Origin of the sequence: Aquirufa ecclesiirivi (genome assembly GCF_011250515.1) — a bacterium.
Taxonomy (GTDB): domain Bacteria; phylum Bacteroidota; class Bacteroidia; order Cytophagales; family Spirosomataceae; genus Aquirufa; species Aquirufa ecclesiirivi.
Map to the genome: position 1 here is coordinate 72908 of NZ_JAANOP010000002.1, position 24686 is coordinate 97593.

16 protein-coding genes are annotated in these 24686 nt (G+C 38.1%); 7 read left to right on the forward strand and 9 right to left on the reverse strand.

From position 1 onward, the window contains the following. Position 1: 1 nt before the first annotated feature. Positions 2-3565 (forward strand): DNA polymerase III subunit alpha, encoded by a 3564-nt coding sequence (gene dnaE / locus G9H65_RS03630; protein WP_166373992.1) that lies wholly within the window; start codon positions 2-4, stop codon positions 3563-3565. A 65-nt stretch (positions 3566-3630) separates the two neighbouring features. Further along, entirely contained in the window at positions 3631-3954 is a 324-nt protein-coding gene (gene trxA, locus G9H65_RS03635) for a thioredoxin (protein ID WP_109323049.1), read from the forward strand. On the opposite strand, the gene G9H65_RS03640 is transcribed toward trxA, so the two are convergent. Beyond that, positions 3951-5153 (reverse strand): aspartate aminotransferase family protein, encoded by a 1203-nt coding sequence (locus G9H65_RS03640; protein ID WP_166373993.1) that lies wholly within the window; start codon positions 5151-5153, stop codon positions 3951-3953. The two genes, trxA and G9H65_RS03640, sit on opposite strands and share 4 nt — an antisense overlap. 132 nt (positions 5154-5285) lie before the next feature. On the opposite strand from G9H65_RS03640, the gene G9H65_RS03645 reads away from it, so the two are divergent. Together G9H65_RS03645 and G9H65_RS03650 are read left to right on the forward strand one after the other, a co-directional pair. Next, entirely contained in the window at positions 5286-7865 is a 2580-nt protein-coding gene (locus G9H65_RS03645) for a DUF5686 and carboxypeptidase regulatory-like domain-containing protein (RefSeq protein WP_166373994.1), read from the forward strand. 66 nt (positions 7866-7931) lie between these two features. Further along, the gene (locus G9H65_RS03650; protein ID WP_166373995.1) at positions 7932-10100 is read left to right on the forward strand and encodes a sodium-translocating pyrophosphatase; all 2169 of its coding nucleotides are present in this window, start codon (positions 7932-7934) and stop codon (positions 10098-10100) included. Positions 10101-10490: 390 nt separating this feature from the next. Here G9H65_RS03650 and G9H65_RS03655 read toward each other — a convergent pair whose 3' ends face one another. The 3 genes from G9H65_RS03655 to G9H65_RS03665 form a co-directional block, all read right to left on the reverse strand. Beyond that, on the reverse strand, positions 10491-11057 hold the full coding sequence (locus tag G9H65_RS03655; protein ID WP_166373996.1) for a 50S ribosomal protein L25/general stress protein Ctc: 567 nt from the start codon (positions 11055-11057) through the stop codon (positions 10491-10493). Between the two features lie 59 nt (positions 11058-11116). Next, positions 11117-12058, reverse strand: coding sequence for a ribose-phosphate pyrophosphokinase (locus G9H65_RS03660; RefSeq protein WP_166373997.1), 942 nt, complete (start codon positions 12056-12058; stop codon positions 11117-11119). 84 nt (positions 12059-12142) lie between these two features. After that, entirely contained in the window at positions 12143-14407 is a 2265-nt protein-coding gene (locus G9H65_RS03665) for an aconitate hydratase (RefSeq protein WP_166373998.1), read from the reverse strand. Between the two features lie 170 nt (positions 14408-14577). Here G9H65_RS03665 and G9H65_RS03670 point away from each other — a divergent pair, with 170 nt between their 5' ends. The 3 genes from G9H65_RS03670 to G9H65_RS03680 all read left to right on the forward strand — a co-directional run bounded on the left by G9H65_RS03670 (position 14578) and on the right by G9H65_RS03680 (position 20392). Next, positions 14578-16881, forward strand: coding sequence for a DUF5686 family protein (locus G9H65_RS03670; RefSeq protein WP_262887523.1), 2304 nt, complete (start codon positions 14578-14580; stop codon positions 16879-16881). 108 nt (positions 16882-16989) lie between these two features. Then, positions 16990-19479, forward strand: a complete 2490-nt coding sequence (gene topA / locus G9H65_RS03675) for a type I DNA topoisomerase (protein ID WP_166374000.1) — start codon at positions 16990-16992, stop codon at positions 19477-19479. A 22-nt stretch (positions 19480-19501) separates the two neighbouring features. Further along, entirely contained in the window at positions 19502-20392 is an 891-nt protein-coding gene (locus tag G9H65_RS03680) for a bifunctional 5,10-methylenetetrahydrofolate dehydrogenase/5,10-methenyltetrahydrofolate cyclohydrolase (RefSeq protein WP_166374001.1), read from the forward strand. A gap of 6 nt (positions 20393-20398) precedes the next feature. Here G9H65_RS03680 and G9H65_RS03685 read toward each other — a convergent pair whose 3' ends face one another. From G9H65_RS03685 to G9H65_RS03705, 5 genes are read right to left on the reverse strand one after another with little or no spacing between them, the layout of a single operon-like run. Next, positions 20399-21304 (reverse strand): class I SAM-dependent methyltransferase, encoded by a 906-nt coding sequence (locus G9H65_RS03685; protein ID WP_205753238.1) that lies wholly within the window; start codon positions 21302-21304, stop codon positions 20399-20401. 2 nt (positions 21305-21306) lie between these two features. Continuing rightward, a complete protein-coding gene (locus G9H65_RS03690; protein ID WP_166374002.1) occupies positions 21307-22920 on the reverse strand; it encodes a hypothetical protein in 1614 nt (537 codons plus the stop codon). A 4-nt stretch (positions 22921-22924) separates the two neighbouring features. Continuing rightward, positions 22925-23329: an EVE domain-containing protein gene (locus tag G9H65_RS03695; protein WP_166374003.1), complete on the reverse strand. Its 405-nt coding sequence runs from the start codon at positions 23327-23329 to the stop codon at positions 22925-22927. A 1-nt stretch (position 23330) separates the two neighbouring features. Then, positions 23331-24155, reverse strand: a complete 825-nt coding sequence (menB, locus tag G9H65_RS03700) for a 1,4-dihydroxy-2-naphthoyl-CoA synthase (RefSeq protein WP_166374004.1) — start codon at positions 24153-24155, stop codon at positions 23331-23333. A gap of 3 nt (positions 24156-24158) precedes the next feature. Further along, a complete protein-coding gene (locus G9H65_RS03705; protein WP_166374005.1) occupies positions 24159-24608 on the reverse strand; it encodes a DUF2452 domain-containing protein in 450 nt (149 codons plus the stop codon). Positions 24609-24686: the final 78 nt, after the last annotated feature.

A 24686-nucleotide genomic window follows, 5' to 3' on the forward strand; every position in this document is an offset into this window, starting at 1 on the left:
TATGCAGTTTTCGCATTTGCACAATCACTCCCAGTTCTCTCTTTTGGATGGTGCGTCCAAAATTTCTTCCATGTTTAAAAAAGCCAAGGCCGACAATATGCCTGCAGTGGCCATTACAGACCATGGAAATATGTTTGGAGTGTTTCAGTTTGTCGCTGAAGCTGGAAAACATGGAGTTAAGCCCATTGTGGGTTGTGAGTTTTATTTAGTGGCAGATCGTCATAAGCAAAGCTTCACGAAGGAGCAAAAGGATAAAAGGTATCACCAGCTATTCCTGGCCAAAAATCCTGAAGGCTATCAAAACCTTGTGAAATTATGTTCTTTGGGATTTATGGAGGGTATGTATTCCAAATATCCGAGGATCGATAAAGAATTGGTGTTGAAATACCATAAAGGCTTAATCGCAACTACTTGTTGTTTAGGTGCGAGTGTTCCTCAGGCCATTTTACGTTCAGGTGAAGCCGAAGCGGAAAAGGAGTTCAAATGGTGGTTGGATTTATTTGGTGAGGATTATTACATTGAAGTTCAGAATCACCATATTCCCGAGCAGCAAACGGTCAATGAAGTTTTGTTGCGTTTTGCCAAGAAATACAATGTCAAGGTGATCGCATCCAATGACAGCCATTATTTAGACCAAAAAGATGCGAATGCACACGATATCTTATTGTGTATTAATACCGGAGAAAAGCAGTCCACACCTACGTACAAGGACATAGAAGGTGATTTTGACATGAAAGGGAAGCGTTTCGCTTTTTACAATGATCAATTTTACTTCAAAACAACGGAAGAGATGACTCAATTATGGTCACATATTCCTGAATCCATTGATAATACCAATGAGATTGTTGGCAAAGTAGAAACTTTGGAATTGAAAAAGGACGTATTGTTGCCCAATTTCCAAATCCCAATTACCTTTTTAAGTCAGGACGACTTCTTGGAGCACTTGACCATGGAAGGCGCTAAAAAGCGCTATGTGGATATAAATCAAGAAATTGAAGAGCGTTTGAGATTTGAATTGCATACCATTAAAACCATGGGTTTTGCTGGATATTTCTTGATTGTCGCCGATTTCATTAATGCGGGTAAAGATTTAGGGGTTTATGTGGGGCCAGGTCGTGGTTCAGCGGCAGGTTCTGTGGTTGCCTATTGTTTGGGTATTACCAATATTGATCCCATTAAGTATAATTTACTATTTGAGCGTTTCTTAAATCCTGATCGTAAGTCATTACCCGATATTGATACGGACTTCGACGATGAAGGCCGACAAAAAGTTATTGACTATGTGGTAGAGAAATACGGCCGTAATCAAGTGGCACATATAGCCACTTACGGTACTATGGCTGCCAAAATGTCCATCAAAGATGTGGCTCGTGTATTGGATTTGCCTCTTTCTGAATCCAATGCTTTGGCAAAATTGGTGCCAGATAAGCCTAAAATATCCCTCGAGCGTGTGATTAACGCACCATTAACGGGAGATGGCAGTTTGGCAGATAAAGAAAATTTATCGAGTGAGGAATTAGAGCAAGTGAAACAATTAAGGCAAATCAAGGCAGATGGTGGTTTAGCCTCACGAGTGATTGAAAATGCCTTGGTACTGGAAGGTTCCGTTCGTGGAACGGGAATACATGCTGCGGGTATTATCATTGCCCCCAATGATTTGACTGATATATTACCTGTTGCCACCTCCAAAGACGTTAGTTTATTGATTACCCAATTTGATGGATCGGTTATTGAAAATGCGGGTGTCATTAAAATGGACTTTTTAGGCTTAAAAACCTTATCCATTTTAAAGGAAGCAATTCGCTTAATCAAGCAAAACCATGGAATAACGATTGATTTGGACTCGCTTCCTTTGGATGATGTCAAAACATTTGAATTATATCAAAGGGCAGAAACGAATGGTACCTTCCAGTTTGAATCCCCAGGTATGCAAAAGCACTTGAAGGATTTGAAGCCTGATCAGTTTTCAGATTTAATTGCCATGAATGCCTTGTTTAGACCAGGTCCTATGGTCTATATTCCTAATTACATTGCTCGTAAGCATGGAAGAGAAAAGATAGAATACGATTTACCAGAAATGGAGGAGTATTTAAGTGATACCTATGGTATTACAGTTTACCAAGAGCAGGTTATGTTGCTTTCTCAGAAATTGGCCAATTTCACCAAAGGTGATGCGGACGTTTTGAGAAAGGCCATGGGTAAAAAAGATAAGGCCACGATTGACAAAATGAAAGGTAAGTTCATGGAAGGTGGACAAGCCAATCAGCACCCTGCCGATCGATTAGAAAAAATATGGACCGACTGGGAAGCATTTGCTCAATATGCCTTTAACAAATCGCACTCAACTTGCTATGGATTAGTGGCTTATCAAACAGGGTATTTGAAAGCCAACTACCCATCCGAGTTCATGGCAGCGGTACTTTCTAACTCATTAGGAAATATTGAGAAGATTACCTTCTTCATGGATGAATGTAAACGCATGGGGATTCCGTTATTGGTTCCTGATGTGAATGAATCGGAAAGGTATTTTGCGGTGAATAAAAAGGGGCACATTCGTTTTGGTCTAGGTGCCATTAAAGGTGTGGGAGAAGCAGCCGTGGATGCCATTGTGGAAGAGCGCGCCAAAAATGGGGAATACACCGATATTTTTGATTTTGTTTCTAGGATCAACGTACGTCAAGTAAACAAGAAAAGCTTGGAGTCTTTGGCTTTCGCAGGTGCCTTTGACTGTTTTACGGAAATACCTCGCTCCCATTATTTTTACGTAGATCAGGAAAATACAACCTTTATTGAGAAGATTGTTCGATATGCCTCACGGATGGCTGAATTGAAAGCTAGCGCCACGCAGTCCTTGTTTGGTGAGTTGGGAGCAGGAACGGGTAATGATATCGCTAAACCAAGAATACCTTCGGCTGAAGCTTGGTCTGTGATGGAGCAATTGAAGAACGAGAAAGAAGTGGTGGGTGTTTATATTTCAGGACATCCTTTGGATGAGTATCGTATCGAAATCAATAATTTTTGTAATTCGAGTGTTTCTCAATTGGAATTAAAAGGTGGAAATGTGCAGTCTTTTGCGGGTATAGTTACTAAAATGAATGTGAGAACCTCCGGAAATGGGAATCAATTCATGATTTTCAGTTTGGAAGATTTCACAGGAACTACGGAGTTTGCGCTTTTTGCAAAGGATTATATTGAATTTGAACGATTCATTGGTCTCGACAGACTCTTATTTATTCAAGGAATTTATAAAAATAAAAACTCTTATTCGGATCAAAAAGCCTTTAAAATTCAATCCATTGAGCTTTTGTCAGAAATTTTATCTTCCAGAACGAAGGAAATGAAACTTTCTTTGAACTTACATAGTTTAAACAAAACTTCCTTGGATCATTTGTTAGCTACCTTAGAAAGACATAAGGGAAACAAAAAGCTGGTGATTGAGGTATATGATGAAGTAGAACGATTGCAGCTTGATTTTATGTCGCGCAAAATGCAATTGAATATAGAGAAGTCTTTAATGGATGAATTAGCTGATTTAGAGAATATTACAGTAAAACTGATTTCTTAATTAGCCAGTTTATCTAATAGAAATAATAAAAATGTTTAATTTTGAATCTTAATAAAAAATAAATCATGGGAAAATACGTAGAGGCTACTGATGCCAATTTTCAAGAGTTAATAGGTTCTGATACTCCGGTATTAGTGGATTTCTGGGCAGAATGGTGTGGCCCATGTAAAATGATTGGACCCGTAGTAGAAGAATTGGCAGGCGAAGTAGAAGGTCAAGCGATTGTAGCTAAAATGAATGTAGACTTAAATTCAGCGGTTCCTGCTTCTTTGGGTATTCGTTCTATTCCAACTTTGATGGTTTTCAAAAATGGAGAAATGAAAGAGCGTTTAGTAGGTGGAAACTTACCAAAATCAGTATTAGCTGAAGCTTTGTTGAAACACGCTTAATTTTTTGAAGTGACTTTTTGAATAGCCTGTAACAAAACGTTGCAGGCTATTTTTATTTCCTCCTCAGTAATCACTAAAGGAGGTGCAATGCGAATGGAATAGTCGCAAAACAAAAACCAATCGGTGATTAAACCTTGTTCTATGCAGGCATCAATGACTGCTTTGACTGTTTGAAAAGAATCCATTTCAACGGCTAGCATAAGTCCTATACCCCGTACTTCTTTGATTTTAGGATGAATTAACAGGGTTTTAAATAGTTGACTTTTCTTTTCAACATCATCCAATAAGTGTTCTTTAAATATAGTTTCTAGGGTTGCCAAGGAGGCAGCACATGAAACAGGATGACCGCCAAAAGTAGTGATATGCCCCAAAACGGGTCTTACCGTTAAGCTTTGCATGATTTCTTCGGGTGCCATGAATGCTCCGATGGGCATGCCCCCTCCCATTCCTTTAGCAGAAAGTAAAATATCAGGTTCGATATCCATGGCTTGAAACGCCCAAAATGTACCCGTTCTGCCGAATCCGGTTTGAATTTCATCAATGATTAAAAGACTTCCAGTTTCAAGGCAACGCTTTTTGAGCGCTTGAAAATAGGATTTGGTTGCTAACCTCACTCCAGATTCACCGCCTATTATTTCAATAACAATGGCAGCTGTTTTATGTGTGATTTGAGCTAAGTCATCTACATTTCCGTGTCGAATATGGCGGATATCAGGTAATAAGGGACGAAAACTATTTTTGAAGTTTTCATCTCCTGCCAAAGATAAGGCTCCCTGAGTGGCCCCGTGGTATGCCTGAAAACAGGAAATGACTTCTGTTCTACCCGTATATCGTTTGGCCAGCTTCATGGCTCCTTCAACGGCTTCTGTTCCTGAATTAGTAAAATATACTTGATTCAATCTGCTAGATTGAGTGGATTTTACTAGTGCAGCGGCTAGTTTTACCTGTGGGCTTTGAATGTATTCTCCATAAACCATTAAATGCATGTACGCATCTAATTGATTTTTAATGGCTGCAATCACTTTGGGATGTCGATGACCTACATTGGAAACAGCTATTCCTGAAATTAAATCCATATAGGATTTTCCTTGGTCATCATACAAGTAAATATGTTCTGCCTTTTCAATCTCTAAAGCTAAGGGTGCATCAGAAGTTTTAGCAAGATGATCTAGAAATAATTGTCGGTGTGTAATGGCCATATCTTAAAGAAAAACAAATTTATCTCCTTTACGTTATGATTGGTAATTCTACTTACGACTTTATTTTACCCTTTATCATAAATTAAGTTTACTTATAAATTCTCAGTTTATTTTTGTGGTAAATCCCTACATATGAAATCTATAAAACTACTTTTCACTTTATCTCTTTTTGCATCGTCTTTACAGGCTCAACAAATTCATGGTACAATTCGAAACAAACAAGGCGAGCTAATGCCATTTGCCACTGTTTGGGTTTCGAATCAGAATAAAGGAACCACAGCCAATGAAGATGGAAAATATTCGATTAAAACGGGTGTCGGCAAACACAATCTAGTCTTTCGTTTTTTGGGACATAGTCCCAAAACATATACGGTTGAATTGGAATCGGCTAGCTCCGATAAGTTATTGGATGTGGTTTTGGAAGAACAATCAGTGAACCTAGCAGAGGTCAATGTAGGAGGATTAAAAGAAGACCCAGCTATTGGTATTATGCGTCGAATGATTGCTATGGCCCCATTTCACTTAAAAGAATTGGATTCTTATGAAGCAAAGGCTTACGTGAAAGGTTCAGGAAAAGTGACCGAGGTGAGTTCATTGGTGAAAATGTTGGGAGGGAAAAAGATAGAAAAAGAAATGGGAATAAAGGTGGGAAGTACCTATTTATTAGAAGGTATTAACCAAGTTACTTATCAGAAACCGAACAGATTGCAAGAAAAGGTTATTTCTAACCGAAACAATTTGCCTCCTGCTTTAAATCAAGGTCTGAATTTACGAGTAACCCAAACCAATTTTTATCGTCCCAAAGTATGGGGAAGTTTATGGTCTCCATTGGGTCCCCAAGCTTTTCAATTATATAAATTTGCCTATTTGGGTGGTTTTACACAAGATGGTATGACTATCAGTAAGATTCAAGTACAGCCGAAAGCCAGTTATGACGATTTATTTGAAGGGACGTTACAAGTCGTAGAAGACACTTGGAGTATCTATTCATTTCAATTGAGATTTAAGGATTCCAATGGTTCATATGGATTTACGCAACAGAACGCGTTGTTTCAAGGAGTTTGGATGCCTATTCAATATGATTCACATGTGAATTTTGATGCCTTCGGGATTAAGGCCAATTTTAGGTATATCACTCAAATTAAGCAATATCATATCAAAGTAAATCCTGCATTTGTGGTGAAACCTGCGCTCATAGAAGAGCGCTTGAATAAAGAATTGGCAAAAGAGATCAATAAAGAAAAAGTAAAAGATCCTAAAAATGCATTGGGTAAGGAGTTGACTAGAAAGAAATTAAAAGAGGTATTGAAGAAAGTAGACAAATTGGAGAAAAAAGAAAATTTGGCTAAAATGGATGGTTTGACCTCGGATTATACATTTGAGGTGGATTCCATGTCGAGAAATAAATCGGAAAGTTTTTGGGAGGAAGAGCGCCAGGTTCCTTTAACCGAGTCAGAGAAAGTGGGTTATAAAGAAGCGGATAGTTTATGGATAGCAGGTGCAGATAAACGAAGAAAGGACTCGATCAATGCTTTACCTAAATTTCAATTTGGACAATTATTTACGGGTAAATTTTACAATTATGAAAAGAATTCCATTGGTAAGAGTTTCAATTTAAATGGTTTTGGCGCAGGATTTAATGCCGTGGATGGCTTATATCTCGACCGAAGTTTAACTTATCGAAATCGATTTGGGAGAAATAATTATTTGGCCTTAGGTGGAAATATTCGATATGCATTTGCTCGTCATTTCTGGAACGGGGATGTTTTTCTAGAGCGTAATTTCGATGAAAATAGACAGTACTTTAAAGCGGAAGCAGGAAGTAATGTTTTTCAAATGAATCGGAGTAATCCAATTTCATCCTTTTTGAATAGCTTGTATGCATTGATATTATCAGAAAATTATGTCAAACTATTCCAAAAGAATTATGTGAATTTCAATTATCAATACCAGTTCACACCTAGCCTGCGCTTTTTATCCATGATGGAGTATCGAAATAGAGAAATTTTATCTAATTCTGTTAACCATGGATTATTGAATCAGGATAAGCACTTTGAAGCCAATATGCCAGTTAATGAGGCTTGGGGAAATCAAATTCCCAAGAGAGGAAATCAGTTAGCAGGTTCCATAGGATTTCGTTGGCAACCCAAAGCTTCTTGGAATCGATATAACGGTGTAAGAAGAATAAATAATGGTGAAGGACCTACATTTACTCTTATTTATGCAGTTGGAACGGGCGATGATCAATTTCAACGTATTAATTTGGAGTATAGTCAATTTGTCAATTTAGCTCGTTTGGGTACCTTGAATTTACAAATGACCTATGTGAACTACTTCCAAAGGGCGACTAATTTCTTGGATTATACGCATTTTAATGGCAATCAGACTAATTTTATCAGCGCCAATGAGCAGTCGTTTCGAGCATTACCCTATTATGCATTTAGTACCACAGATAACCATTTAAAAATGCATGCGAAATGGGAACCCAGAAAATTGTTGTTTAGTCAATGGAATTTGTTGACACAATATGGTATCCGTGAGTATGTGGTATATAACCGACTTCAGATGTTGCAAGGAGCCAATCAAAGTGCTTATCAAGAGTTAGTTTATGGTGTTTCGGGTATTGGTAAATTTCTAGGTGTGGAACTAGCATATCCCGTAGGTAATTGGGTTCCTGAGCGTTTTAAGCTATTGCTTAGATTTCCTTTTTAGTTGTTTTATACGCCAAAATTCTTATTTTTGTAACAAATTTTTTTGGAATAATCTAAAACACACTTTATGGATTCAATTGTTTACTTAGTTCCTGCTTTTGGAATAGTAGGATTGTTGTACACGGCTTGGAAGTTTAGCTGGGTATCGAAGCAAGATGCTGGAAATGACACAATGAAAGAGCTTTCAGGCTATATTGCCGATGGGGCGATCGCCTTTTTGAAAGCTGAATGGAAAATATTAGCCTATTTCGCTATTCCTACAGCGATATTATTGGCATGGTTAGGGAATCAGGAAGGACCTGGATTTCACTCTTCACCACTTATTGCGGTAGCCTTTTTAATCGGAGCTATATTTTCTGCTACGGCAGGTTATATAGGGATGATTGTAGCTACTAAAGCCAATGTTCGTACTGCAGAAGCTGCTAGAACATCTTTGGCAAAAGCATTGTCTGTTTCATTTACAGGAGGTTCTGTGATGGGAATGGGAGTTGCTGGATTGGCTATCTTAGGTTTAGGCGGTTTATTTATCGCTTTTTATCAGATTTTTGCACAAGGACAAGCCTTGACATCCAATGAAATGAAAACAGCTATTGAAGTATTAGCGGGTTTCTCATTAGGTGCTGAGTCAATTGCCTTGTTCGCTCGTGTAGGTGGGGGTATTTATACAAAAGCTGCTGACGTAGGAGCCGATTTAGTAGGAAAAGTTGAAGCAGGAATCCCAGAGGATGATGTGCGTAATCCTGCAACCATTGCGGATAACGTGGGTGATAACGTAGGTGATGTGGCTGGTATGGGAGCTGACTTGTTCGGATCTTACGTGGCAACTATATTGGCAACCATGGTATTGGGTCAGGAAATTGAAGTTAGCGATAATTATGGTGGCTTCTCCCCTGTTTTATTACCGATGTTAATTGCAGGTGTAGGTTTATTAGCATCTTTAGTTTCTACCTTTTTTGTTCGTATTAAAAGCGAAACAGATTCAGTTCAAAATGCGTTGAACACGGGTAATTATTTATCGATTGCCATCACGTTTGTTACTTCTTATTTTTTAGTAACGAACATATTACCTGAAGCATTGGTATTACGTGGATTTAGTTTTACTGCTATGGATGTATTTTATTCCATTATTGTAGGTCTAATTGTAGGAACCTTAATGTCTATTATAACTGAATACTACACAGCTATGGGAAAACGTCCAGTTGACTCCATCGTTCAGAAATCAGGAACTGGTCATGCCACTAATATCATCGGTGGTTTAGCCGTAGGTATGGAGTCTACTGTGTTGCCTATTTTGGTTTTAGCAGCTGGTATTTATTTCTCTTATTTCTTTGCTGGAATTTATGGAGTATCTATTGCTGCGGCAGGTATGATGGCCACAACAGCCATGCAATTGGCCATTGATGCATTTGGACCCATTGCTGACAACGCAGGTGGTATCGCTGAAATGTCTCAATTACCGGCTGAAGTTCGTGAGCGTACCGATAATTTAGATGCAGTTGGAAATACAACAGCAGCCACAGGTAAAGGATTTGCTATTGCTTCTGCTGCTTTGACATCATTAGCTCTTTTTGCTGCATTTGTTGGTATTTCAGGTATTACACAAATCGACATCTATAAAGCAGATGTATTAGCTGGTTTATTTGTGGGTGGAATGATTCCATTTATTTTCTCAGCATTGTGTATTTCTGCGGTTGGTAAAGCTGCCATGGAAATGGTGAATGAGGTTCGTCGTCAGTTCCGTGAGATTCCAGGTATTATGGAATACAAGGCTAAGCCAGAATATGAAAAATGTGTAGCTATCTCAACAGAAGCTTCGATTCGTCAGATGATGTTGCCAGGTGCTATTGCGTTATCGGTACCAGTAATTGTTGGCTTTATCATGGGACCAGAGGTTTTAGGTGGTTTATTAGCTGGTGTTACGGTTTCAGGTGTGTTGATGGGTATATTCCAATCTAATGCAGGTGGAGCTTGGGACAATGCTAAGAAATCATTTGAAAAAGGGGTTTTAATTGACGGAGTTACCTACAAGAAAGGTTCTGAGCCTCACAAAGCTGCAGTGACTGGTGATACAGTAGGTGATCCTTTCAAAGATACCTCAGGACCATCAATGAATATCTTGATTAAGTTAATGTCGATTGTTTCCTTGGTTATTGCTCCATACATTGCAAAAACAGATGGTAAAGTTTCTCATGTGGAGAAAGCCCCTATCGTCATGAAAGTGGTAGCTAAGAAATAGTTATAATTTTTTATTTTTTAAAAAGGTCAATCCGGAAGGGTTGACCTTTTTTAGTGAAAAGTGTTAAGAATGTAGAATGTAGAATGTAGAATGTAGAATGTACTTCCCTGATTAGAGTTGACAGGTTTCTAATAATTTTTCATTGTTAAAATAGAAAAGGCCGAAACCGACACTATTTTCTACTCACATAATTTCGAGATAATTCCAATGGAGAAAGTAGAATCCCCAAATGGATAAAATGGTCAACGTATTTCTGTCATTCACATTCGGATTCATAATTCTACATTCTACATTCTTCATTCTTCTTTTTTTATTCAATTCCTTAATAACCAAAAAAGCCCTCCAAATGGAAGGCTTTTTTGAATCTCTATCAGAAAGATATTCCTAGAATTAAGCTGTTAATTTACCTCTTAATGCTCTTGGGATATCGATCGTTGCAACTGGATTGGACATTGGATTCAAGATCTCACATCCTTTCACATCCAATTTATTTACTTTAACTGTTTGTCCTAGATCTAATCCAGAAATATCAGCAGTAACAAAATCAGGAATATTTTCAGCTAATCCCTTTAATGTCACTTTACGTAACTTTTGGATCATTTTACCCCCTTTAATAACACCAGGAGAGTTACCAATAATTTTGATAGGTACATCAATCTTGATAGGCTTGTTATCTACAATTTCTAAAAAGTCAACGTGTAATATCATTTCATTTACTGGGTGAAACTGCGCATCTTGTAAAATGGCGCGGTATTGATCACCTTCAATATTCAATGCTACTTCGTAAACATCTGCTGAGTAAAGTAAATCACGGAAAAGAATCATTGGAACAGCAAAGTGAACCTGCTCTTTTCCACCATACAATACACAAGGAGCTAAAGCTTCAGTACGCAAATCTTTCGCGCCCTTACTTCCGAGATTCGCTCTTTTAAACCCTACAATCTCTAATTTTTTCATGTTGTTTTTGTTAAGTTTTCAGTCTTTCGCTTGCTGCTATCCCCTGAAAACGGTTGAAATTAATATTTAATAAATAATGAACTGATAGATTCGTGATCTCTGATTCTTCCGATTGCTTTGGCAAATAATTCTGAAACGGTAAGAACTTTAATTTTGGCGCATTCTTCTTTTAAAGGTATCGTGTCAGTTACAACTAATTCCGTTAGCACGGAATTAGATATGTTTTCGTAAGCCTTACCCGATAATACAGGGTGAGTCACAATGGCTCTCACTGATTTAGCGCCTTTGTCCATGATTAATTGAGCAGCTTTACACATGGTGCCACCGGTATCAATTAAGTCATCAACTAATACGACATTGGCACCTTCCACATCTCCGATTAATTGCATGGAAGCAATTTCATTGGCACGCTTTCTGTGTTTGTCGCAAATAACCATGTTGGCATTGAAAAACTTGGCCATGTTTCTAGTTCTAACCACACCTCCCACATCTGGAGAAGCAAAAGTTAAATTTTCTAGACCTAAGGATTTCAAATATGGGATAAAAATTGCCGTTCCTTCCAAATGGTCTACAGGAAAATCCATGAAACCTTGAATTTGTCCAGCATGTAAATCAATCGTCATTAAACGATCTGCTCCAGCAGCAGTCAATAGATTCGCAATCAATTTTGCCCCAATTCCTACTCTAGGACGATCTTTACGATCTTGACGAGAGTATCCAAAATAAGGAATGACAGCAGTAACATAGTGTGCGGAAGCTCTTCGGGCTGCATCAATCATTAACAACAATTCCATCAGATTATCTGCTGAAGGGAATGTCGATTGAATGATGAATACATCACAACCACGAACTGACTCGTCAAAACTTGGAGACATTTCTCCATCTGAAAAGCGCAATGTAGTGGCTGCACCCAAATCTTTTCCATAGTATTTAGCAATTTCTTTGGCCAAATAATTGGACGCTGAACCTGAAAATATTTTTACTGCATTAATCGCTGCCATTTGGAAAAATTAAGGAACAATGGTTGGTTTATCTGAAATAAGGCGCAAAACTAGTGAATTTTGCGCCCTTTTACAATTTTATGCTTATTTAATCGAAGCACGAATGATATTCAAAGCTCCACCAGCTTTAAACCATTCAATTTGCTGTGCATTATAGGTGTGGTTAACAGGGAAACTATCTGTACTTCCATCCGCATGCGTTAATTCAATAGTCAATGACTTTTCAGGAGCAAAATCATTCAATCCAAGGATATTGATGCTATCATCTTCTTGGATTTTGTCATAATCAGCGTCATTGGCAAATGTTAAAGCTAACATTCCCTGCTTCTTCAAATTAGTTTCGTGAATACGAGCAAATGATTTTACTAATACCGCACGAACTCCTAAGTGGCGTGGTTCCATAGCAGCATGCTCACGCGAAGAACCTTCACCGTAATTGGTATCTCCTACTACGATGGTACCAATGCCAGCAGCTTTATAAGCACGTTGGGTATCTGGTACTGCACTATAAACACCAGTCAATTGATTTTTAACGTTATCTGTTTTTTCATTGAAGAAATTTACAGCACCGATTAACATGTTGTTGGAGATATTATCTAAGTGTCCACGGTATTTTAACCAAGGTCCAGCCATAGAAATATGGTCAGTTGTACACTTTCCTTTAGCTTTAATCAATAATTTTAAACCTTTCAAATCAGTTCCTTCCCAAGCTGAGAATGGAGCTAATAATTGAAGACGATCCGACGTGGATGCTACTTTAACTTGAACACCTGAACCATCTTCAGCTGGTGCTTGGTATCCTGCATCTTCAACGGCAAAGCCTAATTTTGGTAATTCGTCTCCTGTTGGAGCCTCTAATTTAACCTGTTCTCCTTTTTCGTTAGTCAATGTATCAGTTAAAGGATTGAAAGTTAAATCACCTGCAATAGCCAAAGCAGTTACAATTTCTGGTGAAGCGACGAAAGCATAAGTATTCGGGTTGCCATCTGCACGCTTAGCAAAGTTTCTATTGAAGGAGTGAACAATTGTATTTTTTTCTCCTTTTTCAGCACCTGGACGAGCCCATTGACCAATACAAGGTCCACAAGCATTTGAAAATACCGTAGCACCAATGGAATCAAATGTCGAAATAAAACCATCTCTTTCGATCGTATAACGAACTTGCTCCGATCCTGGGGTTATGGTAAACTGCGCTTTGGTTTTTAAACCTTTGGCCGCAACTTGTTTGGCTAATGAAGCCGCACGAGCGATATCCTCATAAGAAGAGTTGGTACATGATCCAATCAAACCAACCTCTACTTTAGTAGGCCAGTTGTTTTTAATCGCTAATTCTTTCAATTTAGAAATAGGCGTAGCTAAATCTGGAGTAAATGGACCATTGACATGTGGCTCCAATGCATCCAAATCAATTTCGATTACTTGATCAAAATAAGCCTCTGGGTTTGCATAAACCTCAGAATCCGCAGTTAAATGCTCACGAATACCGTTTGCTAAAGTAGCTACATCGGCTCTTCCTGTTGACTCTAAATAACGAGCCATTGAATCATCGTAACCAAACGTAGAAGTGGTAGCACCAATTTCTGCTCCCATGTTACAAATGGTTCCTTTTCCTGTACATGACATAGATGTAGCACCTTCTCCAAAATATTCAACCACACATCCAGTACCACCTTTAACGGTTAATATTCCAGCTACTTTTAAGATGACATCTTTCGCTGAAGTCCAACCGTTTAATTTTCCTGTTAATTTAACACCAATCAACTTAGGGAATTTCAATTCCCAAGCTAAACCAGCCATGACATCACATGCATCTGCTCCACCAACACCAATGGCTATCATACCCAAACCGCCTGCATTCACTGTGTGTGAGTCAGTTCCGATCATCATTCCACCTGGGAAGGCATAGTTTTCTAAAACTACTTGGTGAATAATACCCGCTCCTGGTTTCCAGAAACCAATACCATATTTATCTGAAACAGATGATAAGAAATCATACACTTCTTTATTCTTGTCTACAGCTACTTTTAAGTCGGTGGTCGAAGCCACTTTAGCTTCAATTAAGTGATCACAGTGCACGGTAGAAGGAACAGCAACTTGCGGACGACCTGCTTGCATAAATTGCAACAAGGCCATTTGAGCCGTTGCATCTTGCATAGCTACACGGTCAGGTGCAAAGTCTACATAAGAACCTCCACGTGTAAATGTGGTGGAAGGAGTACCTTCCCACAAGTGACTGTAAAGAATTTTTTCCGTCAATGTAAGCGGTTTTCCTGTCAATGCACGTGCTGCGGCTATTCTAGCCGGCATGCGATCATAGACAGCTTTAATCATTTCAATATCAAAGGCCATGAGTCAATGTTGGTTTTAATAAATTGTTTGTAAAATTAATAGATTAGCGTCACCTTTTTGCCACTTTTTGTAAATATCATTTCCTTTGCAGCAGTTTTTTATGAATTTTACATATTAATTGACTTTTTATCGATTAATTTCTCCTTGTTAAAACCATTGTTAAGCCCAATTTGAGATTTAAACAGTTTTCTTCTTTTTGTTTTCTCCTGTTTTTTTCTGGAAGCTTTCTTGCCTTCGGCCAAAAAAGCAATTCGATCGATACCTTACTTAACAGGGCATTAGCGCTGGCTCCTCAGCACAGTGCTTTGATGGGACAATTTTCTGCGGAAGTTATTACTAAAGAAAAAGGTCGCTTCAATCAAGTTATTGGTTTGGCCAAAAATCGATTGAAAAAGAATGAAGGAATACAAGAAGGTCAGTGGTATGGAAATCAAACTCACGCTAAAGTCTATGTGAAAAGCTTAAATCAAATGATTCATGAAATCATTGATGTCAAAGGTTTTCAAAAAAAATACCCTAGGCCTACTCTATTTTTCTGGCCTGATTTTTATCAAGACTTCATTGGAACAAATTGTGTTTCTCCACTTAATTTTCACGGTCGGGATTATTATACCTATGTATATAAGGGTGATACCTTAGTTAGTGGACATAAAGGTTATCAATTTGAAGTTCGTCCCATTTCTACAGGAGATCGCTTGTTTACGGGAAAATTAACCTTAAGTAACACAGGTTGGATTATTCGCTGGGAAGCTCAGGTAGAGTCTGATGCTTTACTTTATCACATGGATTTGCAACATCAATGGGTAAATCAAGCCTGGTTGCCTAAATCAGCTTATTTTAGCTTGGCAGGTGGACTCATGGGTAATTATGGAGAATTTATTTTGCAAGAAGAAGTGCAGCAGACTCCTCAAATTTGGAAAGCCGAAGCAGGATTTCAAGTTCCCAATCAATCGCAAGAAAGGCTGAATATTGCTGAAATAGGTTTTGATGAAGTATTTGCCACTCAATTATTAGGTAATTTTCATCAGTCATTACTAAGAAAATGGAAGTCGCGCCCTCAAAGCGGACTCATCACCATGGATTCTGTTCGCTATCTCAAACGTGAAGAAATCAAACACAATACAGATGAAGATCGATTTTTTCAAGGATCCTTGACCTCTGAATTATTAGAAACCTCCATTGATACGCTCAGGAAAAGCCCATTTTCATTGAATCAATTACTTTTTTCTAAGTCGTTTTATTACGGACCTCGACAAAAGGATTTTTACCCTTTTGAGATTTACTATAAATCACCTGTGTTTGATTCCAACTTTAATACGGTGGAAGGATTTGTGGCGAATGCTGGATTAGTATTTAGAAAGCGTTGGGCTCGGTACCGTTTTCTAGAAGCTGAATTTTTGGGCAGACGATCATTTGGTTTGAATCGTAATACAGGCTACATAAAACTGAAGTATAAGACGGATTCTTTTGATATATCAATAGCCCAAGGTGATTTTGTTCAACAATTGAATCCTGATAATTCCATCTCTCCTGAAATGAATTCACTTTCTACACTTTTGTTGAAGAATAATCAAATGAAAATTTATCGAAAGGAATTTTGGAATTTGGCCTTGATTAAACGATTCTCTTCTAAATTTTTCCTAAAAACTAGTTTGGAATGGTCAAGGAGAAGTCAAATGGATAATACCACGGATTACTTTTGGTTTAATTACCTGAATCGTAAATTCACATCCAATAATCCACAAAATGCAGAATATATCCAAGAAGGATTTCAAACGCATCAAGCATTTATCAGTCAATTGACTTTAGGATTTAGACCTTTTTTAACTCAATATTACCGCAATCACATTCGGGAAAGCGAATGGGGCTCCTCTCCTCTTATACTTGTTAAATACCGTGCAGGATGGAGCGGAGTGGCTGAATCGAGTGCTCCATTTAATATGGTAGAGCTTTCATATTTACAAAATATGGCCCTTTCTCCTTGGATCAAAACTGGATTTATCATTAATGTGGGAACTTTTCTTGGAAATGCCCCAACGAATTTTATTGATTTTAAGCATTATAACGGAACCATGAATTTAGTTCAAGCTGGAGAAATGCTGGCTTCACATCGCTTAGTAGGTTACTACCAAAATTTCACTTCTGGTGCTAACCAGCGACTGAATGTGAACCATTATGCTTACAGTACTGCTGGTACCTATATAGAAGGATTGTCTTTGTTTCAATTTTCTAATTTGTGGCTGAAACCCTTGTTAGGTATGAAAAAATCCTATGTCAAAGAATTATTGATTGCCAATACCGTTTACATCAACAATCAAAAACTTTTGTATTCAGAAGTGGGTTATGGCATGGATGGATTACTTAAAATTTTCCGCTTGGAAGCAATCGCAAGCTTTATCAACGGGCAATTTAATTATGTAGGATTACGCTTGAATCTCAATTCAAGAATTCGGATTGGAAACATCCCGGATTAATAGAACAAATAGATTTTTTTTCAATGCTTCCTTATCATTCGCTAGAAATTCATTTTAAGCAAGTATATTTGAGGTCATTTTTTAGTTAACAATATTCAATTTAATAGAATGGCAAAAAATTTGGTCATCGTGGAGTCGCCTGCAAAAGCTAAAACCATCGAAGGGTATTTGGGTAAAGATTTTGTGGTGAGATCTTCGTTTGGTCACGTGAGGGATCTTCCTATCAAGGGAGATAAGGCGATTGATATAGAACATGATTTTACGCCAACCTATGTGATTTCACCGGATAAAACCAAAGTGATTTCGGAATTGAAAAGTTTAGCTAAATCTTCTGAAGAAGTATGGTTAGCGACTGACGACGACCGTGAGGGAGAATCTATTTCTTGGCATTTAAAAGAAGCATTAGGTCTAAAAGACGACACCAAAAGGATTGTTTTTAGAGAAATTACGAAATCAGCCATTCAAAATGCCATTTTAGCGCCACGCAAAATTGACATGGATTTGGTCAATGCCCAACAGGCTCGCCGAATCATGGATCGATTAATAGGTTTTGAATTATCTCCTGTTCTTTGGTCGAAAGTTCAAAAAGGCCTGTCTGCAGGACGTGTACAATCCGTAGCAGTTCGCTTGATTGTTGAACGAGAAAAAGAAATAGAAAAACACGAAAGTGTCGGAACCTATAAAATTTCAGCCTTATTTAATTTGCCCGGCAAAAAGGTGTTGAAAGCTGAATTACCTAAGAATTTTGCCACGGAAGATGAAGCAGTTGCCTTTTTGAAAAAATGTGTTGGAGCCAATTTTAGTATCAAGAGTTTGGAAACCAAACCTGCCAAAAAATCGCCCGCTCCACCGTTTACTACCTCCACATTGCAGCAAGAAGCATCCAGGAAATTGGGATATTCGGTAGCTACTACCATGCAAATTGCTCAAAAATTATATGAATCAGGGCGTATATCTTACATGCGTACTGACTCTACTATGTTATCTCAAGAAGCAAGAGATAAGGCGAAGTCGGCAATAGAAGCAGCTTATGGAGCTAAATTCCATCATGCCCGACAGTTCAAAACCAAGAGCGAAAGTGCACAAGAGGCTCACGAAGCCATTCGGCCTACTGATTTTGAAGTAAATTCCATTTCAGGAGATGCGCGTGAAAAACGTTTGTATGAGCTGATTTGGAAACGTGCAATCGCTTCTCAAATGTCGGAAGCTGTGATTGAACGTACAACAGCTCAAATTCAGATTTCCAGCACTTCAGAATTATTAATAGCTCAAGGTGAAGTGGTTACTTTTGAAGGTTTCTTAAAGGCCTATTTAGAAGGAAAAGATGAAGAAGAGGAGGATGAAAACAAAGATATGCTGCCGCCTTTATCCATTGGTCAAATGCTTGAATTAGCCGAATTAAAAGCTCAAGAGCGTTTTTCTAGACCTGCGGCTAGATACACGGAGGCCAGTTTGGTCAAAGCTTTGGAAGAAAAAGGAATAGGTAGGCCTTCTACCTACGCACCTACCATTTCAACAATCATTAAACGTGCTTATGTTGTGAAAGAAGATCGTGCAGGTAAAGAGCGCGAGTTTCAAACATGGATATTAAAAGACGATGAGATAGTTGGTCAAAAGAATACAGAAATAGTAGGTACAGAGAAAGCAAAATTATTCCCTACGCATATTGGGACCTTGGTAACAGACTTTCTTGTAGAAAATTTTGAAGATGTAGTGGATTATACTTTCACTGCTGAAATGGAAGATGAGTTTGATAATGTGGCCAAGGGCAAGCTAGCCTGGACTCAATTGATGAAGAATTTTTATGGTTCTTTCCATCAAACCATTGAAGATAGTAAGTCCATTTCTCGTAGTTCGGTAGGCGGTGGAAGAGAATTAGGGGTAGATCCAGCTTCAGGAAAGAAAATATCGGTTCGACTAGGCAAATTTGGTCCTTTCGTACAATTGGGCGAGTCTGGAGAAGAAGAAAAACCTGTTTTTGCTAATTTATCCAAAGAACAATCTATCTCGAGTTTAACTTTAAAAGAAGCCATCGCTTTATTAGAACGTCCGAAATTACCTCGTGAAGTAGGTATTCATGAAGATAAACCGCTGGTGATTGGTGCAGGAAAATTGGGTCCATACATTAAATTTGATGGTAAATTCACCAGCTTACCAGACACAGAAGATCCTTTCACCCTGGATCTGACTGGAGCAATACGAGTGTTGGAATCAGCACAGAAAGTAGCCGAAGCGGAAAGTTTAGGAACTTTTGAAAATGAATTGATTTCGACAGGAAAAGGTCGTTTTGGCCCTTATGTGAAACATGCTGGTAAGTATTATTCCTTAGGAAAAACAGACAATTTGGCTACTTTGAGTTCTGAAAGAGCCATAGAAATCATTTTAGCTAAGCGAAATTTAGAAGCAAATAAATTCATTAAAGAATTTGCGGAAAACGATCAAGTGAAGATTGTCAATGGCATGTATGGTCCATACATTCAAATTGGAAAGCGTAACGTGAAGATTCCTAAGGATCAGAATCCTGCCGAATTAACATTAGAACAGTGCCTAGAACTTGGAGAACAAGCGCCAGCACCAAAGAAAACTAGAAAAAAGTAATTTTAACACATAATGTAAGGGTATGAGTCAGATTATTGATGGCAAATTTGTTTCTGAAACAATGAAAGCTTCGATTGCCAAGGAAGTTCAAGATTTAGTTGCATCAGGTCAAAGAGCCCCCCATTTAGTCGCCATTTTGGTTGGAAATAATGGAGCATCTGAAACGTATGTGGCCAATAAAGTCAAATCTTGTGAGGAATTAGGTTTCACTTCTACCCTATTGCGCTTTGATCCAAGCATCTCTGAAGCTGATTTATTAGCTGCTGTTCAGGGTGTCAATGATAATCCTGATATGGATGGTTTGATCGTTCAATTACCTTTACCAGATCACATTAATCCAGACAAAGTGATGGAAACCATTCATCCTTCCAAAGATGTAGATGGATTTCATCCCATCAATATCGGTAGAATGGCCAAAGGATTACCAGCTTACATCTCAGCAACACCTCAAGGGGTATTAGATTTATTAGCCTATTACCATATTCAAACGGCTGGAAAGCATTGTGTGGTAGTCGGTAGAAGTCAAATTGTTGGTTTACCTTTGTCTATTTTGATGCAGAGAAATCATCCTCAAGGCAACTGTACCGTCACACTGACACATTCAAGAACGCCTAATTTGGAGGAAATTTGTGCTCAAGGTGATATTGTTATTGCAGCATTGGGAAAACCAGAGTTCATCAAAGCGGCTCATATCAAAGAGGGTGCCGTTGTGATTGACGTAGGTTTGACTCGTGTAGAAGATGCTAGTAAAAAATCAGGCTTTGCGTTGAAAGGTGATGTGGATTTTGCAGATGTAGCTCCAAAATGTTCTTTCATTACCCCTGTACCTAAAGGTGTAGGCCCCATGACGATTGTTTCATTAATGAAAAATACCTTATTGGCGGCTAAAGGAACGATTTACCCTAAAAACTAGATTTATTTATAATCGATGGTAATAGCGATGAAAGACTCCCAAAGGAAGTTTTTTGTCGCTATTGTCATTTAAATAAAGTTCTCCAGATTCAGCAGAAGATGGCACATCAAATATGCCATTCATGAGATTCTCTACGACTAAGGTGGAGAATCCTAAGGAATATACATTACTCAATAAGAGATGTTCTTCAGGATCTAATATTTCTTTCACAGATAACAAAAGGTCTTCAATTTGCTCTTCCAATACCCATTTTTCTCCATCTGGTCCACGACCATAGGCTGGAGGGTCCAAGAGTATACCTTGATAAAAATTCCCTCTTCTAGCCTCTCTTTTAACAAATTTCAAAGCATCTTCAGCCATCCATCGGATACCATCTAATTTAGAGACTTCCATATTTTCTCTAGCCCAAGATAAAACGGGTTTAACCGAATCAACGTGTGTCACTTCCGCTCCCATTTGTCGACATACCAAACTGGCTCCTCCGGTATATGCAAACAGGTTCAAAAATTTCGGATTAGGTAGTTGAAATAAAGGAATTTTTTCAGCTAAAAACTCCCAATTGGAAGCTTGTTCTGGAAAAAGTCCTACATGTTTAAAAGAGGAAAGTGAAATTTTAAACGATAGATGTAATCGTTCAGATTGGTAAGGCATAAACCATTTGTCGGGTACTTTACCTTTTACTTCCCATTGACCCCGCTCTTGGCTACCTTTTTCCTTTTTGAAATGTGCATGACTCAGTTTTTGCCATTCTTGCTCGGATAGCGATTTTGCCCAAATAGCTTGAGGTTCTGGTCTTCTAACAGTGAATTCTCCAAATTTCTCTAGCTTTTCAAATCCACCTGAGTCGATTAACTGATAGTTTTGACCCCAAAATTGAGGAGTTTCAATGGCAATGGATGTGGACTGCTTCAAAATTATTTCTGGATTTCTATCTTGTTTAAATAATATACGGACCGGCGGCCTTCTTCGTTGGAGATTGTTTGATAGCCATTGGCTAAGAAAAATGGTCCGTACCAATAATTCAATTCAGAACGACTACTTCTTCTGATTTTGTCGCCCTCATTTTCAGTACTGATGTTTTGTATGCTTTCACTTTCTGACCTTCCTTGATTTCGGATAGTTTTAGTAATGATTTGATTGTCTAAATTAAAGGAAAGTACAATTTGATCTCCTTGAATGGAGGTTTTGATTTTTTGAATCAATTTAGGCTCTTTTAGGTCTTTCATATCGATGCAATGGTCCCAAAGTAAATCTCCTTTTTCATCCAATTCAACAATTACGGCATGTGTATACACCCAACCATCAAACTGCTGTTGGTTACCATAATAATTATAACCTCTATACCCCCAAGGACTATAATAGCTTGAATATGGAGAATACAAACCATAATAACCATAACCCCAACGGTAGGGATTGTACATCATGCTCCAAGGAGAATAAAAGCCACCTAAGCCCATCATGCTGCCATAGGGGCCAAAATTATTGTATTTATAGTCAGGATAAAATGCTTCAGCTACCACAATGTAGTGATCCCCTTTTTTGAGGATTTCATGGATTAATAAACGGTAATCTAGCCTTAAATCCTCTCCTTTACTTTCTTTATCCTTGATTTTCTTTTCTTGTTTTTCCTTCTGTTTCGGAGTTAGGAAATTGAAAAAATTAGAAAATTTCGTGAAACTATGAAATTTTGATTGAAGCAATTCTCCGTCTAAATAGGAATTGAAATAAATACCTTGTGAACTTGGACCTTTGGAGGATCCAATGGTGGTTTTGTGTCCATAGGTTCCCACAATCACTTGTAAAGAATCATTCAATTGAGTCGACTTAGCATTCATCATGGCGAAATTCTCATTAGGATTCATGACAATTTGTCCAATTTGACCGCCATCTTCATCAAATGATTTAATGATCAACTGATAATTTTTAGCTCTATTTCCCACCGAATAGGTCACATTTACCTGCTGTTGGATAGAATCTAAATCCATGGATTGGATTTCAGCTTGGCCTTTTACCACTGCTGGAAGAATTCGTGTTTTACGTTCTTTTAGATTGGTAAATAAGATAACTGGTTGATTATTAACGATTCCTCCTATGAATAAAGATTCATTCAAGGCTTTAAAATTAGAAATTTCCATTCTATCTACAGAATAGATTTGGAACTTCTCAAAGCTACCTTTAGCTACATTGACACGAACAATTTGGTATGAATTACTCTTAAATCGACTAAAAAGTAAATTTAAGGATTTGCCATCAAAGCTATAGTTTACATAATCTAATCCATTGTCGATGGTTCCAGAAGTGTACCAAACTTGTTCCAAATTAGTGGAGAATTTTTGAATACTAAATTCCTGTTTACCTAATTGATTCAGGATGATAACGCCTTGATTACCAATGGGAATGGTAAATGATTCTAAGTCCTTTCCTCCTACGGGGAACTCAATTCTTTGTCCAATTTGGGCATTGGCTTGAAACAAGGCGGTTACCAAAAGGCAACCTATAACTAGCTTGAATTGATGAAATCGTTTCATATATTTATTCTGTTAGGCTCATGATAATATCAAATTCGGGTTTGTCAACAGGTGTTACTGAAAGTCTAGATTGTTTCAATAAAGCCAAATTGCTCAAACGTTCATCTGATTTCATCTGTTTAAGGGTTACGGTTTTAGAAAACTTCCGTATTGGAATCAGTTCCACCACTACCCAGCGTGGATCATGCGTAGTAGGATCTGGATAATGTTCCTTACTTACTTCGGCTAATCCGACCACTTCTAGACCTTCATTGGAATGATAAAAATACACCCAATCGCCTTTTTTCATGGCCATTAAATTGTTTCTGGCTTGGTAATTTCTAACTCCATCCCAAACGGACTTTCCCTCTTTAACGAAATCATCCCAAGAATATTTGAATGGTTCTGATTTAACTAACCAATGGTTCATGTTATGGGAATTTAGGGAATTTAGAGAAATCAGGTTTTCTTTTTTCTAAAAAGGCATTTTTACCTTCCTTAGCTTCATCCGATAAATAATATAATAAAGTAGCATTTCCTGCTAATTCTTGAATTCCAGCTTGTCCATCTAATTCAGCATTGAAGGAAGATTTAAGCATTCGAAGTGCGATAGGACTTTTTTCTAAAATCCGTTCACACCATGATATGGTAGTTGCTTCTAATTGATCCAATGGTACCACTTTATTCACCAAACCCATTTGTAAAGCCTCTTGTGCATCATACTGATCACATAGGTACCAAATTTCTCTGGCTTTCTTTTGTCCAACCACTCGTGCTAAATAGGAAGCTCCGAATCCACCATCAAATGAACCTACATTGGGACCAGTCTGTCCAAATCGTGCATTATCAGCTGCTATCGATAAATCACAAACCACGTGTAAAACATGACCGCCTCCTATAGCCCAGCCAGCCACCATGGCTATAACCGGTTTGGGAATCGTTCTGATTTGTCTTTGTAAATCCAAGACATTCAAACGAGGTACTAAATCTTGGCCTACATAGCCCCCATCACCTCGTACACTTTGGTCACCACCTGAGCAAAATGCTTTCCCTCCTTCTCCTGTTAATATAATCACCCCAATGGTGGTGTCTTGTCTGGCTAATTCCATCGCCTCCGACATCTCTTGTACCGTTTTAGGGGTAAAAGCATTGTGTTTATGCGGACGATTAATAGAAATTTTTCCGATTCCGTTGTATTCTTGAAAGAGAATTTCTTCGTACTCCTTGATCGTTTTCCAGGGAAAATTAGATGTCATTGCTTATTCGTTTTCTTGGTTATAAATCACATCCCAGGTATGGTCTGCTAATAAAGTTACTTGGGCTAAAAATCGACTATACTTGAATGAACGGCCCCATTCATGAGGTGCTACTAATGATAATAAATCCGTTCCATTCTCTTTTTCATATAAGTAATAGGTTTCACTGATGATGGGTTCAAAACCCATCGCTGCGTCATATATACGCTCGGATATCTCTTTTCTCTCAGCTAATAATTTGGCTTGTTTGGCCAAAACTTCCATTTGCTCATACAGCTGGTTCATTTGACGATCCGTCTGTTGCCTCATTGCTTTTACCGATCGTCCTTTGGTTTTGCCCATATCTTCTGGCTTAATGACAGCAGACCCTGCGGTATGCGCATAAGGTAAAAGCCCTGGGTTTTGGGCAACTTTATCAGGATTAATGGGATTTAAGAAAGGATCTTCAGACATGCTCAATTAATTAAGGTAAATCCTAGCTGTAACCCTCAAAATTAGAGAATGTTTGGTTAATTTTGGAATGATTCACCG